The organism is Kribbella pittospori, assembly GCF_004331465.1.
GTDB classification, from domain to species: Bacteria; Actinomycetota; Actinomycetes; order Propionibacteriales; family Kribbellaceae; genus Kribbella; species Kribbella pittospori.
The window spans coordinates 206,639-228,666 of the sequence record NZ_SJKB01000005.1 but is presented as its reverse complement, the minus strand read 5'-3'; the positions used below and the strand labels follow the sequence as shown (position 1 = coordinate 228,666).

Annotated in this window: 23 protein-coding genes; 12 read left to right on the top strand and 11 right to left on the bottom strand. The window is 68.3% G+C overall.

Going from position 1 to position 22,028, the window contains the following annotated elements; translation table 11 throughout:
• Window positions 1–4 precede the first annotated feature (4 nt).
• The 3 genes from E0H73_RS17870 to E0H73_RS17860 are packed head-to-tail and all read left to right on the top strand — an operon-like array spanning window position 5 to window position 3,488.
• Window positions 5–958, top strand: a complete 954-nt coding sequence (locus tag E0H73_RS17870) for a carbohydrate ABC transporter permease (RefSeq protein ID WP_165555732.1) — start codon at window positions 5–7, stop codon at window positions 956–958.
• A gap of 2 nt (window positions 959–960) precedes the next feature.
• Window positions 961–1,833, top strand: coding sequence for a carbohydrate ABC transporter permease (locus E0H73_RS17865; RefSeq protein ID WP_131357199.1), 873 nt, complete (start codon window positions 961–963; stop codon window positions 1,831–1,833).
• 26 nt (window positions 1,834–1,859) lie between these two features.
• Window positions 1,860–3,488 (top strand): FAD-dependent oxidoreductase, encoded by a 1,629-nt coding sequence (locus E0H73_RS17860; protein ID WP_131357197.1) that lies wholly within the window; start codon window positions 1,860–1,862, stop codon window positions 3,486–3,488.
• 5 nt (window positions 3,489–3,493) lie between these two features.
• Here E0H73_RS17860 and E0H73_RS17855 read toward each other — a convergent pair whose 3' ends face one another.
• From E0H73_RS17855 to E0H73_RS17820, 8 genes are read right to left on the bottom strand one after another with little or no spacing between them, the layout of a single operon-like run.
• On the bottom strand, window positions 3,494–4,231 hold the full coding sequence (locus tag E0H73_RS17855; RefSeq protein ID WP_131357194.1) for an RraA family protein: 738 nt from the start codon (window positions 4,229–4,231) through the stop codon (window positions 3,494–3,496).
• On the bottom strand, window positions 4,231–5,076 hold the full coding sequence (locus tag E0H73_RS17850; RefSeq protein WP_131357191.1) for an amidohydrolase family protein: 846 nt from the start codon (window positions 5,074–5,076) through the stop codon (window positions 4,231–4,233). Before E0H73_RS17850 ends, E0H73_RS17855 begins: the two co-directional genes overlap by 1 nt.
• The gene (locus tag E0H73_RS17845) at window positions 5,073–5,840 is read right to left on the bottom strand and encodes an enoyl-CoA hydratase (RefSeq protein WP_131357188.1); all 768 of its coding nucleotides are present in this window, start codon (window positions 5,838–5,840) and stop codon (window positions 5,073–5,075) included. The genes E0H73_RS17850 and E0H73_RS17845 overlap by 4 nt, the downstream gene beginning before the upstream one ends.
• Complete coding sequence (locus tag E0H73_RS17840) at window positions 5,837–6,988, bottom strand: CaiB/BaiF CoA transferase family protein (protein WP_131357185.1); 1,152 nt, start codon at window positions 6,986–6,988, stop codon at window positions 5,837–5,839. The genes E0H73_RS17845 and E0H73_RS17840 overlap by 4 nt, the downstream gene beginning before the upstream one ends.
• Window positions 6,988–8,325: an ABC transporter substrate-binding protein gene (locus E0H73_RS17835; RefSeq protein WP_131357182.1), complete on the bottom strand. Its 1,338-nt coding sequence runs from the start codon at window positions 8,323–8,325 to the stop codon at window positions 6,988–6,990. Before E0H73_RS17835 ends, E0H73_RS17840 begins: the two co-directional genes overlap by 1 nt.
• Window positions 8,326–8,341: 16 nt before the next feature.
• The gene (locus tag E0H73_RS17830; RefSeq protein ID WP_131357179.1) at window positions 8,342–9,226 is read right to left on the bottom strand and encodes a carbohydrate ABC transporter permease; all 885 of its coding nucleotides are present in this window, start codon (window positions 9,224–9,226) and stop codon (window positions 8,342–8,344) included.
• Entirely contained in the window at window positions 9,223–10,119 is an 897-nt protein-coding gene (locus E0H73_RS17825; RefSeq protein WP_131357176.1) for a carbohydrate ABC transporter permease, read from the bottom strand. Before E0H73_RS17825 ends, E0H73_RS17830 begins: the two co-directional genes overlap by 4 nt.
• Complete coding sequence (locus E0H73_RS17820; protein WP_131357173.1) at window positions 10,116–10,967, bottom strand: NAD(P)-dependent oxidoreductase; 852 nt, start codon at window positions 10,965–10,967, stop codon at window positions 10,116–10,118. The genes E0H73_RS17825 and E0H73_RS17820 overlap by 4 nt, the downstream gene beginning before the upstream one ends.
• 90 nt (window positions 10,968–11,057) lie before the next feature.
• Between E0H73_RS17820 and E0H73_RS17815 the strand changes: the two genes are divergently transcribed.
• Window positions 11,058–11,744, top strand: a complete 687-nt coding sequence (locus tag E0H73_RS17815; RefSeq protein ID WP_131357170.1) for a GntR family transcriptional regulator — start codon at window positions 11,058–11,060, stop codon at window positions 11,742–11,744.
• Here E0H73_RS17815 and E0H73_RS17810 read toward each other — a convergent pair.
• Window positions 11,705–12,835, bottom strand: coding sequence for an aminotransferase class V-fold PLP-dependent enzyme (locus E0H73_RS17810; RefSeq protein ID WP_238164060.1), 1,131 nt, complete (start codon window positions 12,833–12,835; stop codon window positions 11,705–11,707). The genes E0H73_RS17815 and E0H73_RS17810 overlap by 40 nt on opposite strands.
• Window positions 12,836–12,861: 26 nt before the next feature.
• Here E0H73_RS17810 and E0H73_RS17805 point away from each other — a divergent pair, with 26 nt between their 5' ends.
• Complete coding sequence (locus tag E0H73_RS17805; protein WP_202867435.1) at window positions 12,862–13,626, top strand: glycerophosphodiester phosphodiesterase family protein; 765 nt, start codon at window positions 12,862–12,864, stop codon at window positions 13,624–13,626.
• Window positions 13,627–13,680: 54 nt separating this feature from the next.
• The gene (locus tag E0H73_RS17800; RefSeq protein WP_131357164.1) at window positions 13,681–15,051 is read left to right on the top strand and encodes an MFS transporter; all 1,371 of its coding nucleotides are present in this window, start codon (window positions 13,681–13,683) and stop codon (window positions 15,049–15,051) included.
• Here the strand turns inward: E0H73_RS17800 and E0H73_RS17795 are convergent.
• Window positions 15,033–15,623: a TetR/AcrR family transcriptional regulator gene (locus E0H73_RS17795; protein ID WP_131357161.1), complete on the bottom strand. Its 591-nt coding sequence runs from the start codon at window positions 15,621–15,623 to the stop codon at window positions 15,033–15,035. The two genes, E0H73_RS17800 and E0H73_RS17795, sit on opposite strands and share 19 nt — an antisense overlap.
• 94 nt (window positions 15,624–15,717) lie before the next feature.
• Between E0H73_RS17795 and E0H73_RS17790 the strand changes: the two genes are divergently transcribed.
• Window positions 15,718–16,179, top strand: a complete 462-nt coding sequence (locus E0H73_RS17790) for a hypothetical protein (RefSeq protein WP_131357159.1) — start codon at window positions 15,718–15,720, stop codon at window positions 16,177–16,179.
• A 53-nt stretch (window positions 16,180–16,232) separates the two neighbouring features.
• On the opposite strand, the gene E0H73_RS17785 is transcribed toward E0H73_RS17790, so the two are convergent.
• Window positions 16,233–16,604, bottom strand: coding sequence for an RNA polymerase-binding protein RbpA (locus E0H73_RS17785; protein WP_131296220.1), 372 nt, complete (start codon window positions 16,602–16,604; stop codon window positions 16,233–16,235).
• Window positions 16,605–16,839: 235 nt separating this feature from the next.
• On the opposite strand from E0H73_RS17785, the gene E0H73_RS17780 reads away from it, so the two are divergent.
• Genes E0H73_RS17780 through E0H73_RS17760 form a run of 5 tightly spaced genes read left to right on the top strand, consistent with a single transcriptional unit; the run spans window position 16,840 to window position 21,863 of the window.
• Window positions 16,840–18,183 carry an efflux RND transporter periplasmic adaptor subunit gene (locus E0H73_RS17780; protein ID WP_131357156.1) on the top strand — a complete coding sequence of 448 codons (1,344 nt, stop codon included), beginning with the start codon at window positions 16,840–16,842 and terminating at the stop codon, window positions 18,181–18,183.
• Entirely contained in the window at window positions 18,173–18,868 is a 696-nt protein-coding gene (locus E0H73_RS17775; RefSeq protein ID WP_131357153.1) for an ABC transporter ATP-binding protein, read from the top strand. Before E0H73_RS17780 ends, E0H73_RS17775 begins: the two co-directional genes overlap by 11 nt.
• Window positions 18,865–20,094, top strand: a complete 1,230-nt coding sequence (locus E0H73_RS17770) for an ABC transporter permease (protein ID WP_131357150.1) — start codon at window positions 18,865–18,867, stop codon at window positions 20,092–20,094. The genes E0H73_RS17775 and E0H73_RS17770 overlap by 4 nt, the downstream gene beginning before the upstream one ends.
• A 13-nt stretch (window positions 20,095–20,107) precedes the next feature.
• On the top strand, window positions 20,108–20,680 hold the full coding sequence (locus E0H73_RS17765; protein WP_131357147.1) for a DUF5666 domain-containing protein: 573 nt from the start codon (window positions 20,108–20,110) through the stop codon (window positions 20,678–20,680).
• Between the two features lie 16 nt (window positions 20,681–20,696).
• Window positions 20,697–21,863 (top strand): GDSL-type esterase/lipase family protein, encoded by a 1,167-nt coding sequence (locus E0H73_RS17760; protein ID WP_131357145.1) that lies wholly within the window; start codon window positions 20,697–20,699, stop codon window positions 21,861–21,863.
• Window positions 21,864–22,028 lie beyond the last annotated feature (165 nt).

Here is a 22,028-nt window from a genome sequence, read left to right as displayed (position 1 = left end):
GACCTTGCCGGAGACAACGACCCTCACCCCGACCGAGGCCGGCCCGCCCGCGGACCAGGTGGCCGCTCGCGGGACGGCCCGGCGTGGCTCCCCCACCCGGCGAACGCGGCGGATCGCCGTCCTGTTCATCCTGCCGGCGGCGGCGTACGTCGTCATCTTCCATCTGTTCCCGTTGGTGTACGGGCTGTACCTCAGCTTCACCAACTACGACCCGCAGTCCCGGTCGGGACCGCAGCCGGTGGGGATCTCCAACTACACGAAGATCCTGACCGATCCGGTCTTCCTGAGTTCGCTGGCCGTCACGGGCAAGTATGTCCTGTACGTGCTGCCCGGGGCGGTGATCCTGGCACTGGTGCTGGCGTTGCTGGTCAACCGCAGTCGTCGCGGCATCGGCTTCTTCCGTACCGCGCTGTACGTCCCGCACGTGGTCTCGCTGACGGCCGTCAGCATGGTGTGGTTGTGGCTGTACTCCCCACAGGGCTGGTTCAACCAGATCCTCGGACGGTTCGGCGCCGAGCCGAAGCAGTTCCTGCTGGAGTCGAGTTCGGCGCTGGCGTCCGTCGCGGTGATGCGGATCTGGAAGGCCCTCGGCGGCAACATGGTGCTGCTGCTCGCCGGACTCCAGTCGATCTCGCGCGAGTTGTATGAGGCGGCTGCCGTCGACGGGGCCGGCCGGTGGGCGCAGTTCCGGTACGTCACGCTGCCGGGTCTGCGCGGGATGCTCACGTACGTCGTCGTGACCGACATCGTCTATCTCGCTCAGTCGTTCGGCGAGATCTACGTGCTTACCCGGGGTGGACCGGTGGACTCGACCACGACGGTCAACTTCCTCATCTACAAGCAGGCCTTCCAGTTCAACGACATGGGAACGGCGAGCGCGATGGGCTTCGTCCTGTTCGCGCTGATCTCAGCCGTGGCGTTCGTCTCGCTCCGGCAGATGATGCGGACGAGGTCGTGACGATGGCCCACTCGAGCAAAGCTCACGCCCGCACTCTGGTCTCGCTGCTGCCGCTGGGTGTGGCGACGCTGGTCGTGCTGACGCCATTCATCTGGATGGTGTCGCTGGCGTTCACCTCGGCCGATCAGGCGTTCAGTGCGAGCAACCTGATCCCGGAGTCCCCCACCACCGCCAACTTCGTCACTGCGCTGACCAGTGGTGGCCTGGGACGCGCCATGCTGAACAGCTCGGCGGTCGCGGTCATCGTGGTGGTGTCGAACTGCCTGTTCGCGAGCATGGCCGGCTATGCGTTCGCCAAGCTGCGGTTCCGCGGCGACACCATCGTCTTTGCGGTATTGATCTCGACGGCGATGATCCCGGTCTCGGTGACGCTGATCCCGCTGTTCCTGATCACCAAGGGGATCCCGCTTGCCGGTGGCAACGACATCCTCGGCGTCGGTGGCTACGGTCTGCTGAACAGCATCGGTGGACTCGCGCTGCCGTATCTCGTCACGCCGCTCAACATCTTCCTGTCCAGGCAGTACTTCCTGGAGTTCCCCGACGAACTGGCCGAAGCGGCCCGGACCGACGGCGCCGGTGAACTGCGGATCTTCTTCCAGATCTACCTGCCTCTGGCCAAGCCCCTGATCGCGACCCTCGGAGTCTTCGCCTTCACCGGGATCTGGGACGACTTCCTCTGGCCGCTGGTGATCACCAACACGGACTCGATGAACACCGTGCAACTGGCGCTGGCGAAGTTCCTCACCAGCGGGAACGTGCAGTACGGGCCGGTGCTGGCGGGCGCCGTACTCGTGACCGTGCCGGTGCTCGTGGTGTTCGCGTTCAACCAGCGAGCCTTCATCAGCGGTCTCGCCGACGGCGGGATCAAGGGCTGACGAGCATGCCGATTCGAGAGGACCCCATGACTGAGATCCAGGCCGACGTCGTCATCGTGGGCGGCGGGCTCGGTGGAATCGCCGCCGCGCTCACCGCGGTACGCCGGGGCTGCAGCGTCGTACTGACCGAGCAGACCCGGTGGATCGGCGGGCAGCTCACCGCACAGGCGGTGCCACCGGACGAGAACGAATGGATCGAGGACTTCGGCGCGACGGCGAGCTACCGGAGTCTCCGCCACCGGATCCGGGACCACTACCGCCGCAACTACCCGTTGACGCTCGACGCGGCGACAGATCCGTTCCTGAATCCGGGGAACGGGCGGGTCAGCCGGCTGTGCCACGAACCGCGGGCTGCCCACGCCGTACTGTCCGATCTGCTCGCGAGCCCGATCGCCTCGGGCCGCCTGCGACTGCTACTGGAGCACGAGCCGGTCCAGGTCTCCGTCGACGGCGACCGGCTCGAGGCGGTGGCCGTACGCAACAATCAGACCGGCGCCGAGATCACGCTCACCGGCAGTGTCTTCATCGACGCCACTGAGCTCGGCGACCTGCTCGAGCTCGGCGGCGTCGAGCATGTGATCGGCTCGGAGAGCGCCGCCGAGACCGGCGAGCCACACGCTCTGGACGGACCGGCACAGCCACTCGACCAGCAGTCGTTCAGTGTCTGCTTCGCGCTCGAGCACCGGCCGGGCGAGGACCACACGATCGATCGGCCTGCGGAGTACGACTTCTGGAACGCGTACAAGGCCGACTTCTGGCCGGACAAGCAGCTGTCCTGGTGGGAGGTCTTCCCCGATTCGCTGAGCCCGCACCACCGGCCGATCTTCCAGGATCCGCCGCACTACCCCGGTCGCGACGGCTGCGATCTGTGGCACTTCCGCCGGATCCTCGATCACGCCAACTTCACGCCGGACTCGGGGATCCGCGACGTCACCCTCGTGAACTGGCCGGCCATCGACTACTGGCTCGGTCCGCTGACCGGGGTCACTGCGGACGAGCGGCGTACGCACGAGGAGCGGGCACGCCAGCTCAGCCTGTCCTACCTGTACTGGATGCAGACCGAGGCACCACGGCTCGACGGCGGCGTCGGCTACCGCAGCCTACGATTGCGCGGTGACCTCACCGGCGACGGACCCGACGGCCTCGCGCTGTACCCGTACGTGCGCGAGGCGCGGCGGATCCGCGCCGAGACGACGGTGACCGAGCAGCACATCAGCGTGACCGCCCGCGGCGACCTCATCGGCGCTGAGGACTTCCACGACTCAGTGGGGATCGGCCACTACCGGCTCGACCTCCACCCGAGCACCGGTGGACCGGGCGGCCCGCGCACATACATCGACCTGGCGACCTGGCCGTTCCAGATCCCGCTCGGTGCACTGCTCCCGGTCCGCGTCGACAACCTCCTTCCGGCCGCGAAGAACATCGGTACGACGCACGTCACGAACGGCTGCTATCGCCTCCACCCGGTCGAGTGGAACATCGGGGAAGTGAGTGGTGCCCTGGCAGAGCACTGTGTCCACACCGGTGACATCCCTCGCGCGGTCCGGGCCGACGAGCGCAAGCTCACCGATTTCCAGCGCGTGCTGTCCAGCCTCGGTGTCCCCCTCCGCTGGCCGGAGGACGTCCGGACAAGAGGAGCGACACCGATCGGCTGATTGCCTTAGACGCCGGCGTAGTACGCCTCGACTGCCTCGTAGTCGACTGAGGTGTCCGGCTTGATGCCGAGGGCCTCGTAGTGCTTGCGGCGGGCCCGCATGTCTGCGAGCAGGATCGCGCGGGCGTGGACCGCGACCTCGTCGGCGACCTCGGCCGGGACCACGATGACGCCGTCGTCATCACAGCCGACCATGTCGCCGGGGCTCACCTGCGTGCCGCCACAGGCGACGGTGGTCTGTGTCTCGACCACCTTGATCCGGCCGGGGATGATCGTGCGGCCCCGGGCGCGGGAGCAGATCGGGGTGCGCTGGGCAACGATCTCGGCGGTGTCGCGGCAGTACCCGTCGGTGACGATGCCGGCCGCACCGGCCTTGACCGCACCCATCCCGTTCTCCGAACCCCAGAACCCGACCTCCTTGCCACCGCCGGCGTCCATCACCACCACGTGCCCGGGCTCGAGGTCGCCGGGCAGTTTCACGTTGCCGGTCTCCTCGAACCAGATCCGGTGCGCCTCGACGATGTCCTGGGTGCTCTCCAGTTTCCACATCGGCCGGTTCGACGGCACCGCGCGGATCGTCGCGGCGCGGCCCCAGAACTTCATCCCGAGCCACAGCGGCCTGACCTCGGGCGACATCAGCCCGATGTCGAAGTACCCGATGCCGTCGAGCGCGTCGGCGACATCCACCACCCGCAGATGCTTGTAGAGGCTGGACAGGTCGTTCGGCTTGGCAGTCTCCGTCATCAGGGCTGACCTTTCGTTCGGTAGTTGTGAGCGGCGGTGCCTCCGAGCACGGCCGCGAGTTCATCGGGGGTTGTGACGTTCCGTTCGACGGTCGAGCGGAGCGCCGACCAGGCGTCCTGGTACGACGCGCGCAGTAGGACCACCGGCCAGTTGCTGGCGAGCATGAGCCGATCGGCGCCGAAGCACTCGACCGCCCAGGCGACGTAGCGATCGACCTCATCCGGCCAAGTGGGTAAGGCGGTGAGCAGGTCGATGCCGAGCGACACCTTCAGCGCGACCTGTGGTGAAGCGGCGAGGTGAGCGAGTTGGGTCGCCCACGGCTCCCACCCGCCGCTGTCGATCGGCGGCCGGCCGAGGTGGTCGACAATGATCCTCAGATCCGGCACGGCCTCGGCGAGTCCGATCACCGCGGCGGTCTGCTCGGCGGTCACCGGTACGACGTCCCAGCTCACCCCGGCCGCAGCCAGATCCGTGAACAACTCGACCGTCTCCAGCCGGCTCAGCCACTCCAGGGGGTCCCGGCCGACAAGACATCGCACCCCGTGGAAGGCGTCCCCGCTGCGCTTCCACTCGGCGCGGGCCGCGGCCGGATCAGACAGCGGCAGCCATCCGACGATCGCTCCGACGTACGGCGCCTCGGCCGCAGAACGCACCAGCCGGTCGTTCTCGGCCGACTCGTCGACCGACTGGATCAGGATCGTCTGGTCGACCCCCGCCGCGGCGAGCTCGGTGGCGAGGTCATCGGGGGTATAGTCGCGCGCGATGGCGTCGTGCCGGTCGTCCCGCCAGGGCTGGTCCTGCGCCGCCACTCGCCAGAAGTGGTGGTGCGCGTCGATGACCGTCATCGTCCCTCCCACTCGACAGGTTCGTGGTTGAGGAAGCCGGCCACACCGGCCTGGAAGTCGCGGCTCGCATACACAGCCGCCAGTACGTCGTCCGCCTCCGCGGCCGCCCCGTCACGAAGGACCCGCCGCTCGACCTCCTTCAGTGCCGCGAGCGTGAGCGGTGCGTTGGAGCAGATCCGCTCCAACAGGTCGTCGACTCGGGTCGTCAGCTGCTCGCGTTCGATCACCTCTGTGACGAAGCCGTCCACCTCCGTTGCCGAGAGCAACCGAGCCGTCAGCACCATCGCCATCGTCCGGCCGGCACCGAGCCGCTGGAACAGCCGCGCCAGAACCACCGGCGGCAGCGTGTTGCCAAGCGTCCTGGCGACCGGCGCGCCGAACACGGCGTCCGGTGTCGCGACCACCAGGTCACTGCACGCCGCCAGCGCCAGCCCGGCGCCGACCGCAGGACCTTCGACCACTGCGACGACCGGGACCCGGACCCGTAGGAGTGACCCGAGCACGCGACCGACGCGGCGCTCGTACTCGACACCCTGCTCGCCGGTGGTGAAGTCGGTGAACTGCCGGATGTCCGTCCCGGCGGCGAACGCCTCGCCGCCGGCTCCCCGCAGTACCACCACCCGGATGCCGTGATCGCCGTCGACGGTCGACTCGACCTGCTCCAAGGCGTCATACATCGGCCAGGTGATCGCGTTGCGGCGGCCCGGGTTCGACAGGGTCAGCCGCAGGATCGCGCCGTCGCGTTCGACCTCCAGCGAACTCATTCGCCGAGGACCTCCTCCGTGTGCTCGCCGAGCAAGGGTGGATGCCGCCGGATCCGCGCCGGTGTCCCGCTCATCCGGACGGGCGACCCGAGGACCCGGACCCGTCCCTCGACCGGGTGGTCAACCTCCTGCACCATGCCACGCGCCTTGACGTGGGGATCCTCGTCCAGCACCTGCTGGTAGTCGCGAATCGGTCCGGCCGGTACGCCGGCGTCGAGCAGCAGCGCCACCCACTCGTCGGTCGTACCGGAGGCCAGCCGTTCCTCGAGCTCGGCGGCCAGTTCGTCGCGGTGCGCCATCCGATCGGTATTGGTCACGAAGCGCGGGTCCGCTTCGAGGTCGGTCGCTTCCAGAGCTGCACACAGTCGTTGCCAGAGGCGCTCATTGTTCGCGCCCAGCGTCACGTACCCGTCCTTCGTGCGCAGTGCCTGGTACGGCGCCGACATACGGTTCGCCGAACCCAGCGGCTGCGGGACCTGACCGGTGGCCCAGTACTCCGTCGACTCCCAGACCGACATGGCCAATGCGGCCTCGAAGAGCGACGTCTCGACGTACTGCCCCTCCCCAGTCCTCGCTCGGGCGTGGACGGCGGCCACGATGCCGAGGGCACAGAACATCCCGGCGCCGAGGTCGCCGACTGGCAGACCGCACTTGACCGGTGTGCCGTCGGACGTGCCGGTGATGCTCATGACCCCGGACATCGCCTGCGCGATCAGGTCGTACCCGGGCCGGTCGGCGTACGGGCCGGTCTGGCCGAAGCCGGAAACGCTGGCGTAGATCAGCCGCGGGTTGATCGCGGCCAGGGTGTCGTAGTCGACGCCGAGCCGGCGCGTCACGCCGGGGCGGAAGTTCTCCACGACCACGTCCGCCGACTCCACCAGCCGCCGGAACGCTGCCAGGTCGTCCGGTTCCTTCAGGTCCAGGCAGACGCTGCGCTTGTTCCGGTTCAGGGCGAGGAACGCACGACTGTCCTCGCCGTGGACGGGATAGCCCCAGGACCGCCTGGTCTGGTCGCCGGTGCGCGGGTTCTCGATCTTGATCACGTCCGCGCCCAGGTCGGCCAGCAGCATCGTGCAGAACGGTCCGGCCATCACCTGCGTGAGGTCCAGCACCCGCAAGCCGTCGAGCGCCCCCGTCGGATCGGTCATCAGCCCCCCAGCCCCGCATTCGCCTCGGTGAAGAAGGAGTCGGCCGCCTGCTGCACACTCTTCTTGCCGAAGGCAATCTCCTCGTACGCGCGGGTGAACGCCGACTCGAAGGTCGCCTGGTAGCCCGGCGGGTAGAGGATCGTCGGCGGCTTCTTCGCCACGATCTGCTGGTACAGCTCGAGCTCGTGCTTCTTCAGCGGCGCCAGCTTCGGGTCGTCGATCTGCGCCTGCAGGACCTTCTGGTTCGTCGCCGCACCGTTGTCGGACTTGAACACCGAGCCGGCCTCCGGGTTGTTGGTGAAGAAGTCGATGAACGCCGCCGCGGTCGGAATGTTGTCGCAGTTCGTCGGAATCGCGAAGCCGGAGGTGAACATCGCGTTCCCGCCGCCGGACGGGCCGGACGGCATCGGCAGCGTGGTCAGCTTCTGCCCACCGGGCTTGGTGGCCAGCGTCGCGGACGCCGGCGTCAGCGCGTTGCCGGGAATGCTGTCGGTGAGCAACTTGCCCTGGGCAATGAAGCCTTGCTCGGCGCCTTCCGGCTCGTCCGCCTGGGCGTCCGCGCCCATCGTCGTACCGGCGGTGCGGAGCTTCTCCCACATGTTCCAGTACTCGACCAGCGACTCCTTGGTGAAGCCCAGCTTCCCGTCGTCGGTGAACAACTGCTTGCCGTTGGCCAGTTGGTACGCGATGAAGTAGTTCGGCAGCCCACCTCGCGACCCGGCGGCGAACGTCCCCTTCGGCAGCTTGGCCGAGGCCTTGGTCATCCACTCCGTGTACTGCGTCCAGTCGTAGCCATCCGGTGGTAGCCCGACACCCGCCTGATCGGCCATGGTCTGGTTCACACCGACGGCGTCGTACGCCGCGCCGTACGGGAGGAAGTAGAGCTTGCCGTCCGGGCCGCGACCGGTGTCGACGATCTCCTTCGGGATGTCGTCGACCTTGATCGCGCCGGAGGAGATCATCGGGTCCAACGGAAGCAGGACCTTGCGTTTGGTGTAGTCGTTCAGCTGACGGCCCTGCAACTGCATGACGCAGGGCAGGGTGTGGCTCGACGCCTGGATGTTCAGCTTGTTGAAGTAGTTGCCGAAGTCCGCGTTCTGCCGGTCGATGGTGACACCGGAGTGCTCCTTCGCGAACATGTCGGCGACCGCGTTCGTCTTCTGGGCCCGGGCCGCGCCGCCCCAGAAGGTGAGCTGCAGCTTGCCGCTGACCTCACCCTTGCCGTCCTTGCCGTCCGAGCCACCGCCGGCGTTGGTGTCGGACACTGAGGTTCCGTTGCATCCGGCAACCACCAGCAGGGCCGCGCAGGCCAGTGCCGTCGTACCGATTCTTCTCATCAGGATCTCCACAGGGTTACTTGAGGCCGGTGGTCGCGACGCCCTCGATCAGCAGCTTCTGGGCGCCCAGGAAGAAGCCGACGATCGGTGCCAGCGCGAGGGTGGACATGGCGAACAGCGAGCCGTACGCCGATTCCCCGGTGACGTCGAGGAAGGAGTTCAGGCCGAGCGAGACGGTCCACAGCTCGGGGCGGTTCAGGTAGAGCAGCGGGCCGAGGAAGTCGTTCCAGCTGTTGATGAAGGTGAACAGCGCGGTGGTGCCGATCGCGGGCAGGGACAGCGGCATGATGATCCGGATGAACGTCCGCCAGTGCCCGCACCCGTCGATCCGGGCGGCGTCGTCGAGCTCACGCGGCAGGGTGCGGATGAACTGGACCATCAAGAAGATGAAGAACGCCTCCACGCCGAGCCACTTCGGCACCACCAGCGGCAGGTAGGTGTTCATCCAGGCCAGCTCGTTGAACAAGATGTACTGCGGGACGAGCGTGACGTGGTACGGCAGCAGCATGGTGCCGAGCAGCAACCCGAACAGCACCCGCTTCAACGGGAACTCCAGCCGGGCGAACGCGTACGCCGTCAGCGAGCAGGCGAACAGATTCCCGGCAATCGACAGCGCGGTGATCGCGATCGAGTTCAGGAAGTAGCGGGAGAAGTCGAGCTGACCCGCGGACCATCCGTGCTTGTAGTTGTCCAGCGTGTAGTGCCGGCTGAACAGACCGAGGCTGTTCATCACCTCCGCCGACGGCCGGAACGACGCGGCCACCATCCACACGACCGGGTACAGCATCACCACGAGCACGGCGATCAGGAACGCGTGCCGGATGACCCCGATGACGAACGGGTTGGTGGTACGACGCCGGCCGAGCAGGGACCGGCGGGCGGGAATCGACACGCTCGTCATCGTTCGTCTCCGTAGTAGACCCAGCGCTTCGCGGTGAGAAACAGGAAGCCGGTGAAGGCCGCGAGCACGATCACCAAGGTCCAGGCCATGGCGGAGGCGTAGCCCATCTTCAGTTCGGCGAATCCCTGCTGGTACAGGTACAGCGTGTAGAACAAGGTCGAGTCGGCCGGTCCGCCGGACCCGCGGCTGACGACGAACGCGCCGGTGAACGCCTGGAACGCGTGGATCGTGTCGAGCAGCAGGTTGAAGAAGATCAACGGCGTCATCAACGGCAGCGTGACGCTGAAGAACCGGCGGATCGGTCCGGCGCCGTCGACCGCGGCTGCCTCGTGGAGTTCCACCGGGACCTGCCGGAGACCGGCCAGGAAGATGATCATGGTCGCGCCGAACGCCCACAGGTTCAGCGTGACGATTGTCCACAACGCCGTACCCGGACTCCCGACCCAGCTGCCGCGGGTGATCCCGAACAAGCTGAGTACTTGATTCACCAGACCGGTGCCGCCGAAGATCTGCCGCCACAGCACCGCGATCGCGACACTCGCACCCATCAGCGACGGCAGGTAGAACAGGGCGCGGTAGCCCGACAGGAAGCGGATCCCCTTGTCCAGCAGGAGGGCGAGCGCCATCGAGACGATGAGGAGCAGCGGTACGGACACAACGACGTACACCAGGGTCACGCGGACCGACGAGAGATACCGGGGATCGGCCGTGAACATGCGCCGGAAGTTGTCCAGCCCGATCCAGCGCGGTGGGCTCAGCAGGTCGTAGCTGGTGAAAGCGAGGTAGGCGGAGTACAGCATCGGGCCGAGTGTCAGCAGCACGATGCCGATCAGCCACGGGCTCAGGAACAGGTAGGCGGTCAGACCTTCGCGGCCGGTGCGGGAGCTCTTCACGAGGCAGGTCCCTTCCGCGCGTGCGCCTCGACCCGCTCAGCCAGGTGCTGCGCGAGCAGACCTGCCACCGGGACCTGCACATCACAGTCGCGCGCCGCGGCGACGACGTCCCACAGGTCCTTCGCCCACGGCCGGTCGCGCACCGGCGTTCCGCCCTCGTCGTACGCCGCCGCGACCCGGTCGAAGAATCCCCAGTTCCTCGTGATCCACGACTCGCCCGTGCTGGTCGACACCGCGTCCAGCACCGTCTGCTCCGGTACGTCGTACGCCGCCGCCAACCCGAGCGCCTCGTGCACTCCGGCGAGTGCGGAGAACATCATCAACTGGTTCGCCAACTTCACCGCGGCACCAGCACCGGCCGGCCCCACGTGCAGCACCGTCTCCGCCACCGAGTCGAGCACCGGCCGGACCCGATCCAGAACCTCGGCCCGACCGCCCGCCATCACGGTCAGAGAACCAGTCAGCGCTCTCTCCGCTCCCCCACTCACGGGTACGTCGAGCAGCCCGACCTGATGCGATTCCGCCTTCTGTGCAAGGCGTTTCGCCGTCGCGGGCAAGATCGTGCTGTGCACCAGCACGACCGAATCGGTCTGAAGCTCCGACGCCAACGCGTCGACGAGCTCGGTCACCGCCTGGTCGTCGGGCACGGCCAGCCCGATCACCCGGCAGCCCGCCAGGTCCGCAGGTCCGGCCGCGATCTCGGCATCCAGCCCATCCGTACGCCGCTCGTCGCGGTCGTACACCGTGAGCCGCCACCCGTCGCGCAGCAGCGCCTGCGCCATCGGATGGCCGAGATTGCCGAGCCCGGCGAAGCCCACGGGCGAGGTTCGATCGATGTCATCGGTCACGGACGCCTCCAGGTCAACGACCAGATCGTCTATGAACTATTGTCTACAATAGATAGTCGACGCTGACAAGATCGCAGGTGAGAATGAACCATGACAGAGCAGCGGTTGCGGTCTCCGAGCTTGGTTCAGCTCGCGGCCGATGCGATCCGGCGGATGATTCTGGCCGGTGAGTTGGCCGAGGGTGAGCGGCTGATCGAGGAACGGCTCACCGAGCAGTTGGGCATCAGCCGCCCTCCCCTGCGCGAGGCGTTGCGGGTGTTGGAGCAGGAGGGCCTGATCGTCACCCGTCCGCGGCGAGGGTCCATGGTGGCGACACTGACCGACCAGGACGTGTTCGAGATCCTGACGCTTCGCACCGCACTGGAGCGACTCGCCATCGAGTTGGGTGTGCCGGTGCGATTCCCCGACCGGCTCAAGGACGCGCAGGAGGCGTTGGCCGAGATGGAGCACTGCGCGGACGCCGAGGACCGCGGCAGCCTCGTCCAGGCCGGCTACCGCTTCCACGCCTCGCTGATCGCTCTCGCCGGCCATCGGCGGCTCGAGGAGGCGTACGCGTCAGTGCAGCAACAACTGCTCCTCTGCATGGCGCGCAATCTCTACGCCCGCGAGCACTTCTACGAGGATCTCCACGAGCACGTCGGTCGGCATCGCACCTTGCTCGAGCTCGTCGAGGCCGGCGACCCCGCCGCCGTACTGGCCGAATTGGCCGTGCACGGCGAGCGGTCGTTCAGCGATCTTCAGAGCAACGCCGGCAGCCGTTCGGCGAGGGACCTGTAATCCTGGAGCGAGTTGTAGGCGTGCGCGGACAGCCGGATGAAGCCGCGGCCGTCGAAGCCGGTCAGCGTGATCTCGGCCTTCAGCTCACGGGACACCCGGATCTTGAACGCCTCCGCGGCGGTGAGGTCGACGGACGACGGCAGCTCGACCAGCCGCATCGTCGCCGCGGGACGCGCAACCTCGGCGACGCCGGTCGCGAGGGCCTTCGCGATGATGCGGGCGCCCTCGTCGATCAGGTTGCTCAGCTGCGAGCGTCGTACCGGCCAGTCGAGTTCGTCCAGCACCCGCAGTGACTCGGGCGCCGCGATCCACGGGACGTAGTCGTACGTGCCCTGCATGTCGAACCGCTCCGGCAACCGCTCGTCGTACTCCGACCACGACACGATCAGCGGCAGCGTCTCCGATCGCCACTTCTCCGCGACCACCAGGCCCGCGGTCCCCCGCGGCGAAGCCGGCCACTTGTGGAAGTTGCCGGTCCAGAAGTCGGCGCCGTCGGCGGCCGGCGCGTCGATGAGGGCCGGTGCGTGCGCGCCGTCGACCACGATCGCCACGTCTCGCTCCCGGCAGAGTGCGACCAGGCCCCCGATCGGGAACACCATCGCCGTCGCCGAGCTGATCTGGTCAACGATGAGAACGGACGCCTGGTCCAGCCTCGGAGCGATCAGCGACACCACCGTCTCGTCGTCGGCCTCCAGCGGTACGTCGACCACGACCACCTCGGCCCCATTGGCCTTCGCGAACCGCTCGGCGGCGTACCGGACGGCGCCGTACGCGTGGTTGGTCAGGACGATCCGGCTGCCAGGTGGGATCGGCAGGGTCGCGAGCGCAACAGTCACGCCGGCGCTGGCGTTCGGGACCAGGGCGAAGCCGGCCGGGTCGGTCTGCAGGTACGACGCCAGGTCGAGACGGCTCGTGGTCAACTGGTCGGCCACCGAGCGGAACCACGCCATCGGGTTGGCGTCGGTCTCGGTGCGCAGGGCGGCCATCAGTTCCTGGGTACGCCGCGGGACTGCGCCGTACGAACCGTGGTTCAGGTGCAGTACGCCGGCGTCGAGGGTCCACAGGTCGGGGCGGGGGCTGAGTAGCGTCACCACGCAAACGGTACATACTTCCTGTCGTGTACCCCTACCTCGACCACGACGGGCCGATCGCGATGGCCCACCGTGGCGGTGCGCGGCACCCGGACAACATCGGCTTCGAGAACTCGCTGCGCGCCTTCGAGCATGCCGTGGGACTGGGCTACCGGTACCTGGAGACCGACCTGCACGCCACCAGCGACGGGGTGGTGATCGCGTTCCACGACAGCAAGCTCGACCGGGTCACCGACCGGACCGGCGTGGTCGCTGAGCTGCCCTGGTCCGAGGTGAGCAAGGCCAGGATCAACGGCCACGAGCCGATCCCCCGGCTGGACGAACTGCTCGAACACTTCCCGGAGATCCGGTTCAACCTCGACATCAAGGCCGAGAACGGCCTGCACCCGGCCGCGGAGGTACTGCGCTCGGCGAACGCGATCGACCGCGTCTGCGTCTCGTCGTTCTCACAGTCCCGGGTCCGCCGGATCCGCCGCGAGGTGGGCCCACGCCTGTGCACGGGGTACGGCGACTGGGAGACCGCGCTGATCCGGTTCCTGCCGATCCCGCTGAAGACGCGCGGCGCCTGTCTGCAGATCCCGCAGCAGTACGGTCCGCTCCGGGTGCTCACGCCCGGGCTGATCCGGCGAGCCCATGCCTTGGGCAAGCAGGTGCACGTCTGGACGATCGACGATCCGGCCGACATGCGGCGGCTGCTCGACGCCGGGATCGACGGCATCATCACCGACCGCACCGACCTGCTCCGGGACGTGCTGATCGAGCGCGGAGAGTGGCAGCAAATCGGCCACTGAAGTGTTATCCGCGGGTACGCCGCTTCGTCCCCCGGACCTGACACACTCCTGCGCATGGGACTTCTCTCCGCCCCGGCGGCGGTCGACAAGCGGGAGTACTGGGGGTTCAGCCTCTACGACTGGGCCAACTCCGGCTACGTCACCACCGTCGGCACGGTGCTGTTCGCGCCGTACCTGACTTCCGTCGCCGAGACCGCGGCCTGCGGGTACGTCGGGACCACGGACAAGCCGTGCCACACCAACCTCGACGTACTGGGACTGGGCCTGTCCCCCGGCTCGCTGGCCTTCTACGTCGTCACGGTCGCGACGCTGGTGTCGGCGCTGTTCTTGCCCGTCGTCGGCGCGATCGCGGACCGGATGGCGCGCAAGAAGCTCTTGATGTGTGGGTTCGCCTGGACCGGCGCGCTCGCGGCCTGCTGCATGGTGTTCGTCGGCGGCGGCCGCTGGGAGCTCGGGGCGCTCCTGCTCCTGATCGGCAACCTGTGCCTCGGGTCGTCCCTGGTCGTCTACGACTCGATCCTGATCGACATCGCCGGGCCGGACGAGCGGGACGACGTCTCGTCGCGTGCCTGGGCGTTCGGCTACCTCGGCGGCTTCATCCTGCTCGCGATCAACCTGGGCGTGGTCACCGCCCACGACGCGCTCGGCCTCAGCCAAGGGACTGCGGTCCGGCTCAGTCTGCTCAGCGCCGGGCTGTGGTGGGGTGCGTTCACGTTCATCCCCTTCACCAAACTGCGGAATCGCCCACCGGTCCTGGTCGAGCCCGTGCGCGGCAACATCGTCCGGCAGAGCTTCGGTCAGCTGTCGGCGACGCTGAAGCACATGCGCACCTACCCGGTGACCTTGCTGTTCCTGATCGCGTACCTGTTCTTCAACGACGGGATCCAGACGGTCATCTCGGTGTCGTCGACGTACGGCGAGAAGCAACTCGGGTTCGAGACCCAGGTGCTGATCGCGACGATCCTGCTGGTGCAGTTCGTCGCGTTCTTCGGGGCGCTCGCGTTCGGCCGGTTCGCCCGCCGGTTCGGGACCAAGCTCACGATCATGGGCGGCCTCGTGGTCTGGATGCTGATCGTGATCGCCGGCTTCCTGCTCCCGGCCAAGCAGATCGCGCCGTTCCTGGCGATGGGCGTCGCGATCGGCATCGTCCTCGGCGGGACCCAGGCACTGTCCCGGTCGGCGTTCAGCCAGCTGATCCCGAAAGGCCGCGAGGCGGAGTACTTCTCGCTCTACCAGGCCGGTGAGCGCGGTACGTCGTGGCTCGGCACCCTGGTCTTCGGCTTGGTGCACCAGATCACCGGCTCCTATCGACCGGCGATCGTTGCCCTCGGCCTCTTCTTCCTCATCGGCCTGGCCCTGCTCTCCCGCGTCGACATGCGCCGCGGCATCAGGGAAGCGGGCAACACTCAGCCCACGCTGGTCTGAGGTACGACGGACCTGGCCAGCCGCTGCACCGCCTCGGGACTCGGCGGTGTGCCGGTCCGGTCGGCGAAGAGCATGTGCGCGGATCCGATCAGGGTCAGGGCCAGTGTGTCGACATCGGCACCGGCATCGAGTCGCCCGCGATCGCGCTCGGCGGTCAGGTAGCCGGCGATCGCGGCGACGGCCTCGGTGAGGATCGGAACCCCGCTGGGGCTCGACGACCGCAGCCTGGCGCGCAGTCCGTCCCGGGAGATGGTCAGCCCGACGATCGCGACGGCGACCGAGCTGAACAAGTCGGTCAGGAAACCGGTGAGATTGTCGGCGATCGCCCCCCGACCGACGCATCCCAGCAGCAGATCGCCCTGATGGGCGAGCCGACGGATCCGGTCCCGCACGAGCTCGGTCAGGAACGCGTCGAAGTCCGTGAAGTGCCGATGCAGTACGCCCTTCGCGCAGCCGGCCTCGGTGGTGACGGCCCGGCTCGTCAACGCGTCCGGCCCGTCGCGGAGCAGCACGCGTTCGGCGGCGTCGAACAACTGCTCCCGTACGTCGCGCATGGCCACACCCGTCGGCATGACACCCCTTCCGTTGACGCGAGTGGGCACGTGCCCATTATGGTGTGAGGCCTGGGATCCGGCCGGCCGGACGTTCGACGCCGTGGTCGCCGGCATGACCTGGCACTGGGTCGACCCGGTCGCCGGCGCGGCCAAGGCCGCCGAGGTGCTCGAGCCTGGCGGCCGGCTGGCCGTGTTCTGGAACGTCTTCCAGCCCCCGTCCGACCTGGCGAAGGCGTTCGCCGCCGTCTATCGCGAGGTACTCCCCGACCGGCCGATGTACCACCGCGTGTCGGCGTCCCCGCTGGACGCGTACCTTGCCTTCCTCGGCAAGGCAGCGGAAGGGATGCGCGAGTCGGGCGCGTTCGATGAGCCGGAGCGGTGGCAGTTCCCGTGGAGCCGCCCGTACAGCCGGGGCGAGTGGATCGAGCAGCTGCGCACCGGCGGCGACGCCACTCAGTTCGATCCCAGCAAGTTCGACGAACTGCTGACTGGGATCGGCGCTGCGGTCGACGCGGCCGGGGGCAGCTTCCAGATGGGCCTCACCGCGCTGGCACTGACCGCGACCCGCAGCTGACATGAGAAACGGGCCCTGACCGCGTCGTTGCGGTGAGGGCCCGTCGGTCTTGCTCAGGCGGTGCGCTTGGTCCGGTGCAGGTGCGCGGGGCCGATCTCGCCCTTGCGGAGCAGCTCGACCCGCTCGGCGAGGAGCTCCTCCAGCTCGGAGATGCTGCGACGCTCGCGCAGCATGTCCCAGTGCGTACGGGCCGGCTTCTCCTGCTTCGGCTCCGGCTTCTCACCGGTCGAACGGGCAGCCTCGCTGCCGCAGTGCGGGCACTCCCAGATCGCGGGCACCTCGGCGTCGTGCGCCATGGTGACCTCGACCACGTGGCCGCGGGGGCAGTCGTACGTAATCATCTGGCGAGGAGCGAACTCAACACCACGGTCATCCTCGAAGCTGACCCCACCCAGCCCCGAACCACGCAGTACGCGATTAGACATGTCAAACCTCCGAGATCGTCATCCGTGCCAACGGTCGGCCGGCCCGGATCATTCCCATTTTGGCATGCCCGAGCCATATGTACGCACCTGACAGCACCGTCGTGACGCCCTGTCATCGAGCGTTCACACATCACGGTGTGTCGCGAACCGTCCGTCGTACGACGCGCGAACTTCACAGCCAGTTGCCAGGAATCAGGGATCAGTTCCTCAGCAAGTGTCCTTAGCGTCTGCACCCATGGTGCTACCCCGCCACAAGCTCCGTGGCCTCAGCCTGCTCAATGTCTGCCTGGTGGCCGTCGTCCTCGCCATCGCGATCACGGCGTACTTCCTGTTCTTCCGCAAGGACACGCCGGCCGCCGGCGCGACCCGCCCGACCTTCGCAGTCGCCCGGGGCGAGGTGACCGCCAGCGTGAGCTCCAGCGGCACCCTGCAGAGCTCCCAGACCGCGTCGCCGCAGTTCGAGACGTCCGGCACAGTCACCCAGATCCTGGTCAAGGTCGGCCAGGTGGTCGCCAAGGGCGCCGCGATCGCGAAGGTCGACCCATCCGCCGCCGAGAGGCAACTCAGGATCGCCGACCAGAACCAGATCGCGGCCGCCAACTCGGTCACGGCGGCCAGCGAGTCGCTGGACGACGCGCAGGATGCTGCCGAGGCCGCTGCGGAGGCGTCGGCCTCCCCCAGCCCGACGCCGACCAATGGGCAGCAGGCACAGAGTCAGAACCAGAACCAAGGTCAGAGCCCCGAGGTCGCGGTGAGCAACGCGGAGGCGAGCCTGGCCCGCGCGAAGGCTGACAAGGAGCAGGCCGACCAGGACGTGGAGGGCGCGCAGGCCGCGGTCGACGCGACCACGCTGAAGGCACCCATCGCCGGCACGATCACCGCGATCAACGGCAGCGTCGGCTCGGTCACCGGCGGCTCGAGTTCGAGCAGCGGTTCAGGCGGTGCAGGCTCGACCTCAGGTCAAGGTTCAGGGTCCAGCGCCTCGAGTACGACGACAACCTCAGGTTCCGGCTTCGTCGACATCTCCGACCTCAAGTCACTCCAGGTGGCCGCGTCCTTCCCGGAAGCGGACGCGATCAAGATCAAGGCCGGCCAGTCGGCCACCGTCACCCTGAACGCGGAGCCCGGTACGACGCTCACCGCGACGCTGGCCTCGGTGTCGCCGACCCCGACTACGACCAACGGCGTCGTCGCCTACTCCGCGACCTTCTCGCTGGCCAAGATCCCCGCGAACGCCCGGATCGGCCAGACCGCCAACGTCACAGTCCAGACTGCGAAGGCCGCCGACGCCCTCTACGTCCCGAGTACGGCGGTCGCGACCAGCGGTACGACGTACACGGTGACGATGGCCGACGGCGGCGGGACGCGAGAGGTCAAGGTCGGCGTACGGGGCGACAGCTTCACCCAGATCACCTCCGGACTGAGCGAGGGTGACCGGGTCGAGCTGCTCCAGGGTGCGATCGGTGGCACGGCCAACCAGAACGGCCAGGGCCGGACCGGGCAGCTCCCCGGCGGCGGGCAGTTCGGCAACGGTCAGCTCCCCCGGGTCGGCGCGGGCGGGGTCAACCGTGGCCGCTGACGCCCTGATCGAGATCCGGGACGTCACCAAGACGTACGGCGCCGGCGAGACCGCCGTCCACGCACTCCGCGGGGTCTCCCTGCGCGTCGAGGCCGGTGAGTACGTCGCCGTGATGGGCTCGTCCGGATCCGGCAAGTCGACGCTGATGAACATCCTGGGGTGTCTCGACGTCCCGAGTCGCGGTGAGTACTGGCTGGACGGCAGCAACGTCGCCCGGCTGACCGAGGACCAGCAGGCGCTCGTCCGCGGCCGCAAGATCGGCTTCATCTTCCAGTCCTTCAACCTGATCCCCCGGACCACCGCACTGGCCAACGTCGAGCTCCCGCTCACGTACGCGCATCTGCGGCGTGCTGAGCGACGCAAGCGAGCGTCCCGTGCGCTGGCCCTGGTCGGTCTGTCGGACCGAGCCGACCACCGGCCGAACGAGCTCTCCGGCGGCCAGCAGCAGCGCGTGGCGATCGCCCGCGCGCTCGCGACCGGCCCGCGCATCCTGCTCGCCGACGAGCCGACCGGCAACCTGGACGCACACTCGACCGACGAGGTACTCGGCATGTTCGATCAACTGAATGCCGACGGCCGGACGGTCGTGGTGATCACCCACGAGCACGACGTGGCGGCCCGGGCCCGGCGGCTGATCCAGGTCGCCGACGGCCGGATCGTCGCGGACGAGGTGACGCGCCGATGACACCTCGCGACCTCATGGGCGCCGCCCTGCGCGGCCTCAGCGCGAACAAGCTGCGCTCCCTGCTGACCGTCCTCGGCGTCTCCATCGGAGTCGGCGCGGTCATCGTCCTGGTTGCTGTCGGCAACGGCTCGGGCAAGGCGGTACAGGCCCGGCTGGAGGCGATGGGCACCAATCTCCTCACGGTCTCCACGACCGGCGGTGGCGGCGGCTTCGCCCGCGGTCAGGCCGGACCGTCGGCCCAGCAGTACAGCCTGACTCTCGCCGACGCCGCCGCGCTGGCCGACGACCGCCTCGCACCCGACGTCTCCGCGGTCGCTCCGGTGATGACGAGCTCGGCTACCGCGACCAGTGGCGACACCAGCTACACCGTCAACCAGGTGATCGGTACGACGCCGGAGTACATGCCGGCCACCAACACACCGGTCGAGCTCGGGCAGTCCTTCACTCAGCAGGACGTCGACACGTCGCAGCGGGTCATCCTGCTAGGGCAGACGGCCGCGACCGAGTTGTTCACCCGGCCCGCGACCGCGGTCGGCCAGACGATCAAGCTGGGCGCTGTCGACTTCGTCGTCCGCGGAGTGCTGGCGAGCAAGGACAGCACCGGGTTCTCGGATCCGAACGCGACCGCGATCGTGCCGATCAGCACCCTGCGCGCGACCCAGGCCGGGTACGGTCCGCTGAACCAGATCGTCGTACAGGCGGCGGACAAAGATCGGGTCGACACCGCGCAGGCCGAGGTCACCCAGTTGCTGACCGCGCGGCACCAGGTGCCGACCGACCAGACGTCGCCGTTCCGGATCACCAACTCGGCGCAGATCCTGCAGACCAGCCAGGACACCGCCGCGACCTTCACCGCGCTGCTGGCGACGGTCGCCGCGATCAGCCTGGTCGTGGGCGGGATCGGGGTCACCAACATCATGCTGGTCACCGTCACCGAGCGGACCCGGGAGATCGGGATTCGCAAGGCACTCGGCGCACGGCGGCGGACGATCCTCGGGCAGTTCCTGATCGAGGCGACCCTGCTGAGTCTGATCGGCGGCGCGGTCGGTGTCGCCGTCGCGCTGATCGTCACCCGCTTCCAGCTGGCCGGGGTGCAACCGGTGCTGGTGCCGTCGTCGATCGGGCTCGCCCTGGGCGTGTCCGCGGCCGTCGGCCTGTTCTTCGGCAGCATGCCGGCGCACCGCGCTGCCGGACTCCGTCCCATCGATGCACTACGTCACGAGTGAGAGAGGCTCTCCGATGAGCAACCAGACGCCCGATGAGTTCGCCCAGATCGGGTCCGACGAGGAGGTCGACACGGCGCTCGAGCCGAAGAAGACCCTCAACCTGCCGATCGCGACCGCGATTCTCGCCGGCGTTGTCGTGCTGGCCGTCGGCCTGGCCGGCGGCGCAGGTCTCCACGCGGCCTTCGCTTCGGACAGTACGACGCAGTCGCCGCAGGCGGGTCGCTTCGGCGGCGGGTACGGCGGCTTCCGTGGTCAGAACGGTCAAGGTCAAGGACAGGGTCAGGGGCAAGGTCAGGTCCAGGGGCAGCGGCCCGGTGGTGGGCAGGGCAGCGCGGCGATCGGCACGGTCGTCTCGGCGAGCGGCTCGCAGCTCGTGGTGAAGACGCAGAACGGCAACGTCACGGTCAAGCTGACCGGTGACACGACGTACGAGATCACCAACAAGGGGACGGCGACCGATCTCAAGGCCGGCGAGCAGGTCGTCGTCAGCGGTCAGAACGCCGACGGTTCGATCACCGCGAGTACCGTCCGGCAGGGCTCGTTCCCCGGCGGCTTCCGCAACCCGGGCGCGACGCCTTCGCGCTGAGCCGGATAATGAGGGCGTGGCCGGCCCTCTGATCCCGACGCCCATCACCCTCCACCTCCTGCGCGGCGCGCTCGACCTCGAACAGACCGATCGCGGCGTCCTGCCGCATCGGTTGCCCGCGTGGGCGAGGCGGCAGTACGACGACGGCCAGCTCGAAATGGCCGAGGCGCAACCATCCGGGGTGCGGTTGGCATTCCGAACCCGCGCGACGATCGTCGAGCTGGAGACGTTGCCTACCAAGCGGGACTACGTGGGCGCACCGGCGCGGCCGGACGGTGTCTACGACTTCGTTGTCGACGGCAAGCTGATCGGGCAGGCGAGTGTGGACGCCGGTGACGTCGTCACGATCGACCTGATGACCGGAGCGACCGAGACCCGGCGCGGCGAGTCGGGCACGCTGCGCTTCGGCGAGCTGAGCGACGACCTGAAGACCGTCGAGCTCTGGCTGCCGCACAACGAGACCACCGAACTCGTTGCCCTGCGCACCGATGCGCCGGTCGAGCCGATCCCGGCCGGCGGCCGGCGGGTGTGGTTGCACCACGGCAGCTCGATCAGCCACGGCTCCGACGCCTCCAGCCCGACGGGCACCTGGCCGGCGTTGGCCGCCGCTCACGGTGACGTGGAGCTGATCAACCTGGGCTTCGCCGGCAGCTCACTCCTGCAGCCGTTCACGGCACGCACCATGCGGGACACGCCGGCTGACCTCATCAGCGTCAAGCTGGGCATCAACGTGGTGAACACCGACGTACTGCGGCTGCGCGGGTTCACCCCGGCGGTCCACGGCTTCCTGGACACCATCCGCGACGGCCACCCGACGACACCGCTGCTGGTCGTCTCCCCGATCCTCTGCCCGATCCACGAGAACACCCCGGGACCGACGGGCTGGGACCTGTCCGCGTTGGGTGAAGGCAAACTCCGGTTCGCGGCAACCGGGGATCCGGCGGAGGTCGCGGCCGGCAAGCTGACGTTGTCCGTCATCCGCGCCGAGCTCTCGCGGATCGTCGAGCAACGGGCTGCCGACGACCCGAACCTGCACTACCTCGACGGCCGTGTCCTGTACGGCGAGGCGGACAACGCCGTACGACCGCTGCCGGACGATCTGCATCCCGACGGCGAGACCCATCGCGTGATGGCCGAGCGGTTCGCCGACTACGCCTTCGCGGTCAAGGGACCGTTCGCCTGACCAGCCTCTCTCGCAACCGCTCTCTCCCCCCTCGACCCGACTTTGAGCGCCCCTCGACCACCACGGCGCGCGGATCGTGGTCGGCCCGTGCACAATGTCGCCTCGTACGGCGGACCCGCGGCGGCCCGACCTCCACCACACCGCGACTTTGAGCACCACTCGACC

Excerpts from the sequence above, each read along its gene's own strand:
- E0H73_RS17865 (WP_131357199.1), top strand. The coding sequence starts at position 961 with ATGGCCCACTCGAGCAAAGCTCACGCCCGCACTCTGGTCTCGCTGCTG.
- E0H73_RS17860 (WP_131357197.1), top strand. The coding sequence starts at position 1,860 with ATGACTGAGATCCAGGCCGACGTCGTCATCGTGGGCGGCGGGCTCGGT.
- E0H73_RS17855 (WP_131357194.1), bottom strand. The coding sequence starts at position 4,231 with ATGACGGAGACTGCCAAGCCGAACGACCTGTCCAGCCTCTACAAGCAT.
- E0H73_RS17850 (WP_131357191.1), bottom strand. The coding sequence starts at position 5,076 with ATGACGGTCATCGACGCGCACCACCACTTCTGGCGAGTGGCGGCGCAG.
- E0H73_RS17845 (WP_131357188.1), bottom strand. The coding sequence starts at position 5,840 with ATGAGTTCGCTGGAGGTCGAACGCGACGGCGCGATCCTGCGGCTGACC.
- E0H73_RS17840 (WP_131357185.1), bottom strand. The coding sequence starts at position 6,988 with ATGACCGATCCGACGGGGGCGCTCGACGGCTTGCGGGTGCTGGACCTC.
- E0H73_RS17835 (WP_131357182.1), bottom strand. The coding sequence starts at position 8,325 with ATGAGAAGAATCGGTACGACGGCACTGGCCTGCGCGGCCCTGCTGGTG.
- E0H73_RS17830 (WP_131357179.1), bottom strand. The coding sequence starts at position 9,226 with ATGACGAGCGTGTCGATTCCCGCCCGCCGGTCCCTGCTCGGCCGGCGT.
- E0H73_RS17815 (WP_131357170.1), top strand. The coding sequence starts at position 11,058 with ATGACAGAGCAGCGGTTGCGGTCTCCGAGCTTGGTTCAGCTCGCGGCC.
- E0H73_RS17800 (WP_131357164.1), top strand. The coding sequence starts at position 13,681 with ATGGGACTTCTCTCCGCCCCGGCGGCGGTCGACAAGCGGGAGTACTGG.
- E0H73_RS17795 (WP_131357161.1), bottom strand. The coding sequence starts at position 15,623 with ATGCCGACGGGTGTGGCCATGCGCGACGTACGGGAGCAGTTGTTCGAC.
- E0H73_RS17790 (WP_131357159.1), top strand. The coding sequence starts at position 15,718 with ATGACCTGGCACTGGGTCGACCCGGTCGCCGGCGCGGCCAAGGCCGCC.
- E0H73_RS17785 (WP_131296220.1), bottom strand. The coding sequence starts at position 16,604 with ATGTCTAATCGCGTACTGCGTGGTTCGGGGCTGGGTGGGGTCAGCTTC.
- E0H73_RS17780 (WP_131357156.1), top strand. The coding sequence starts at position 16,840 with ATGGTGCTACCCCGCCACAAGCTCCGTGGCCTCAGCCTGCTCAATGTC.
- E0H73_RS17770 (WP_131357150.1), top strand. The coding sequence starts at position 18,865 with ATGACACCTCGCGACCTCATGGGCGCCGCCCTGCGCGGCCTCAGCGCG.
- E0H73_RS17765 (WP_131357147.1), top strand. The coding sequence starts at position 20,108 with ATGAGCAACCAGACGCCCGATGAGTTCGCCCAGATCGGGTCCGACGAG.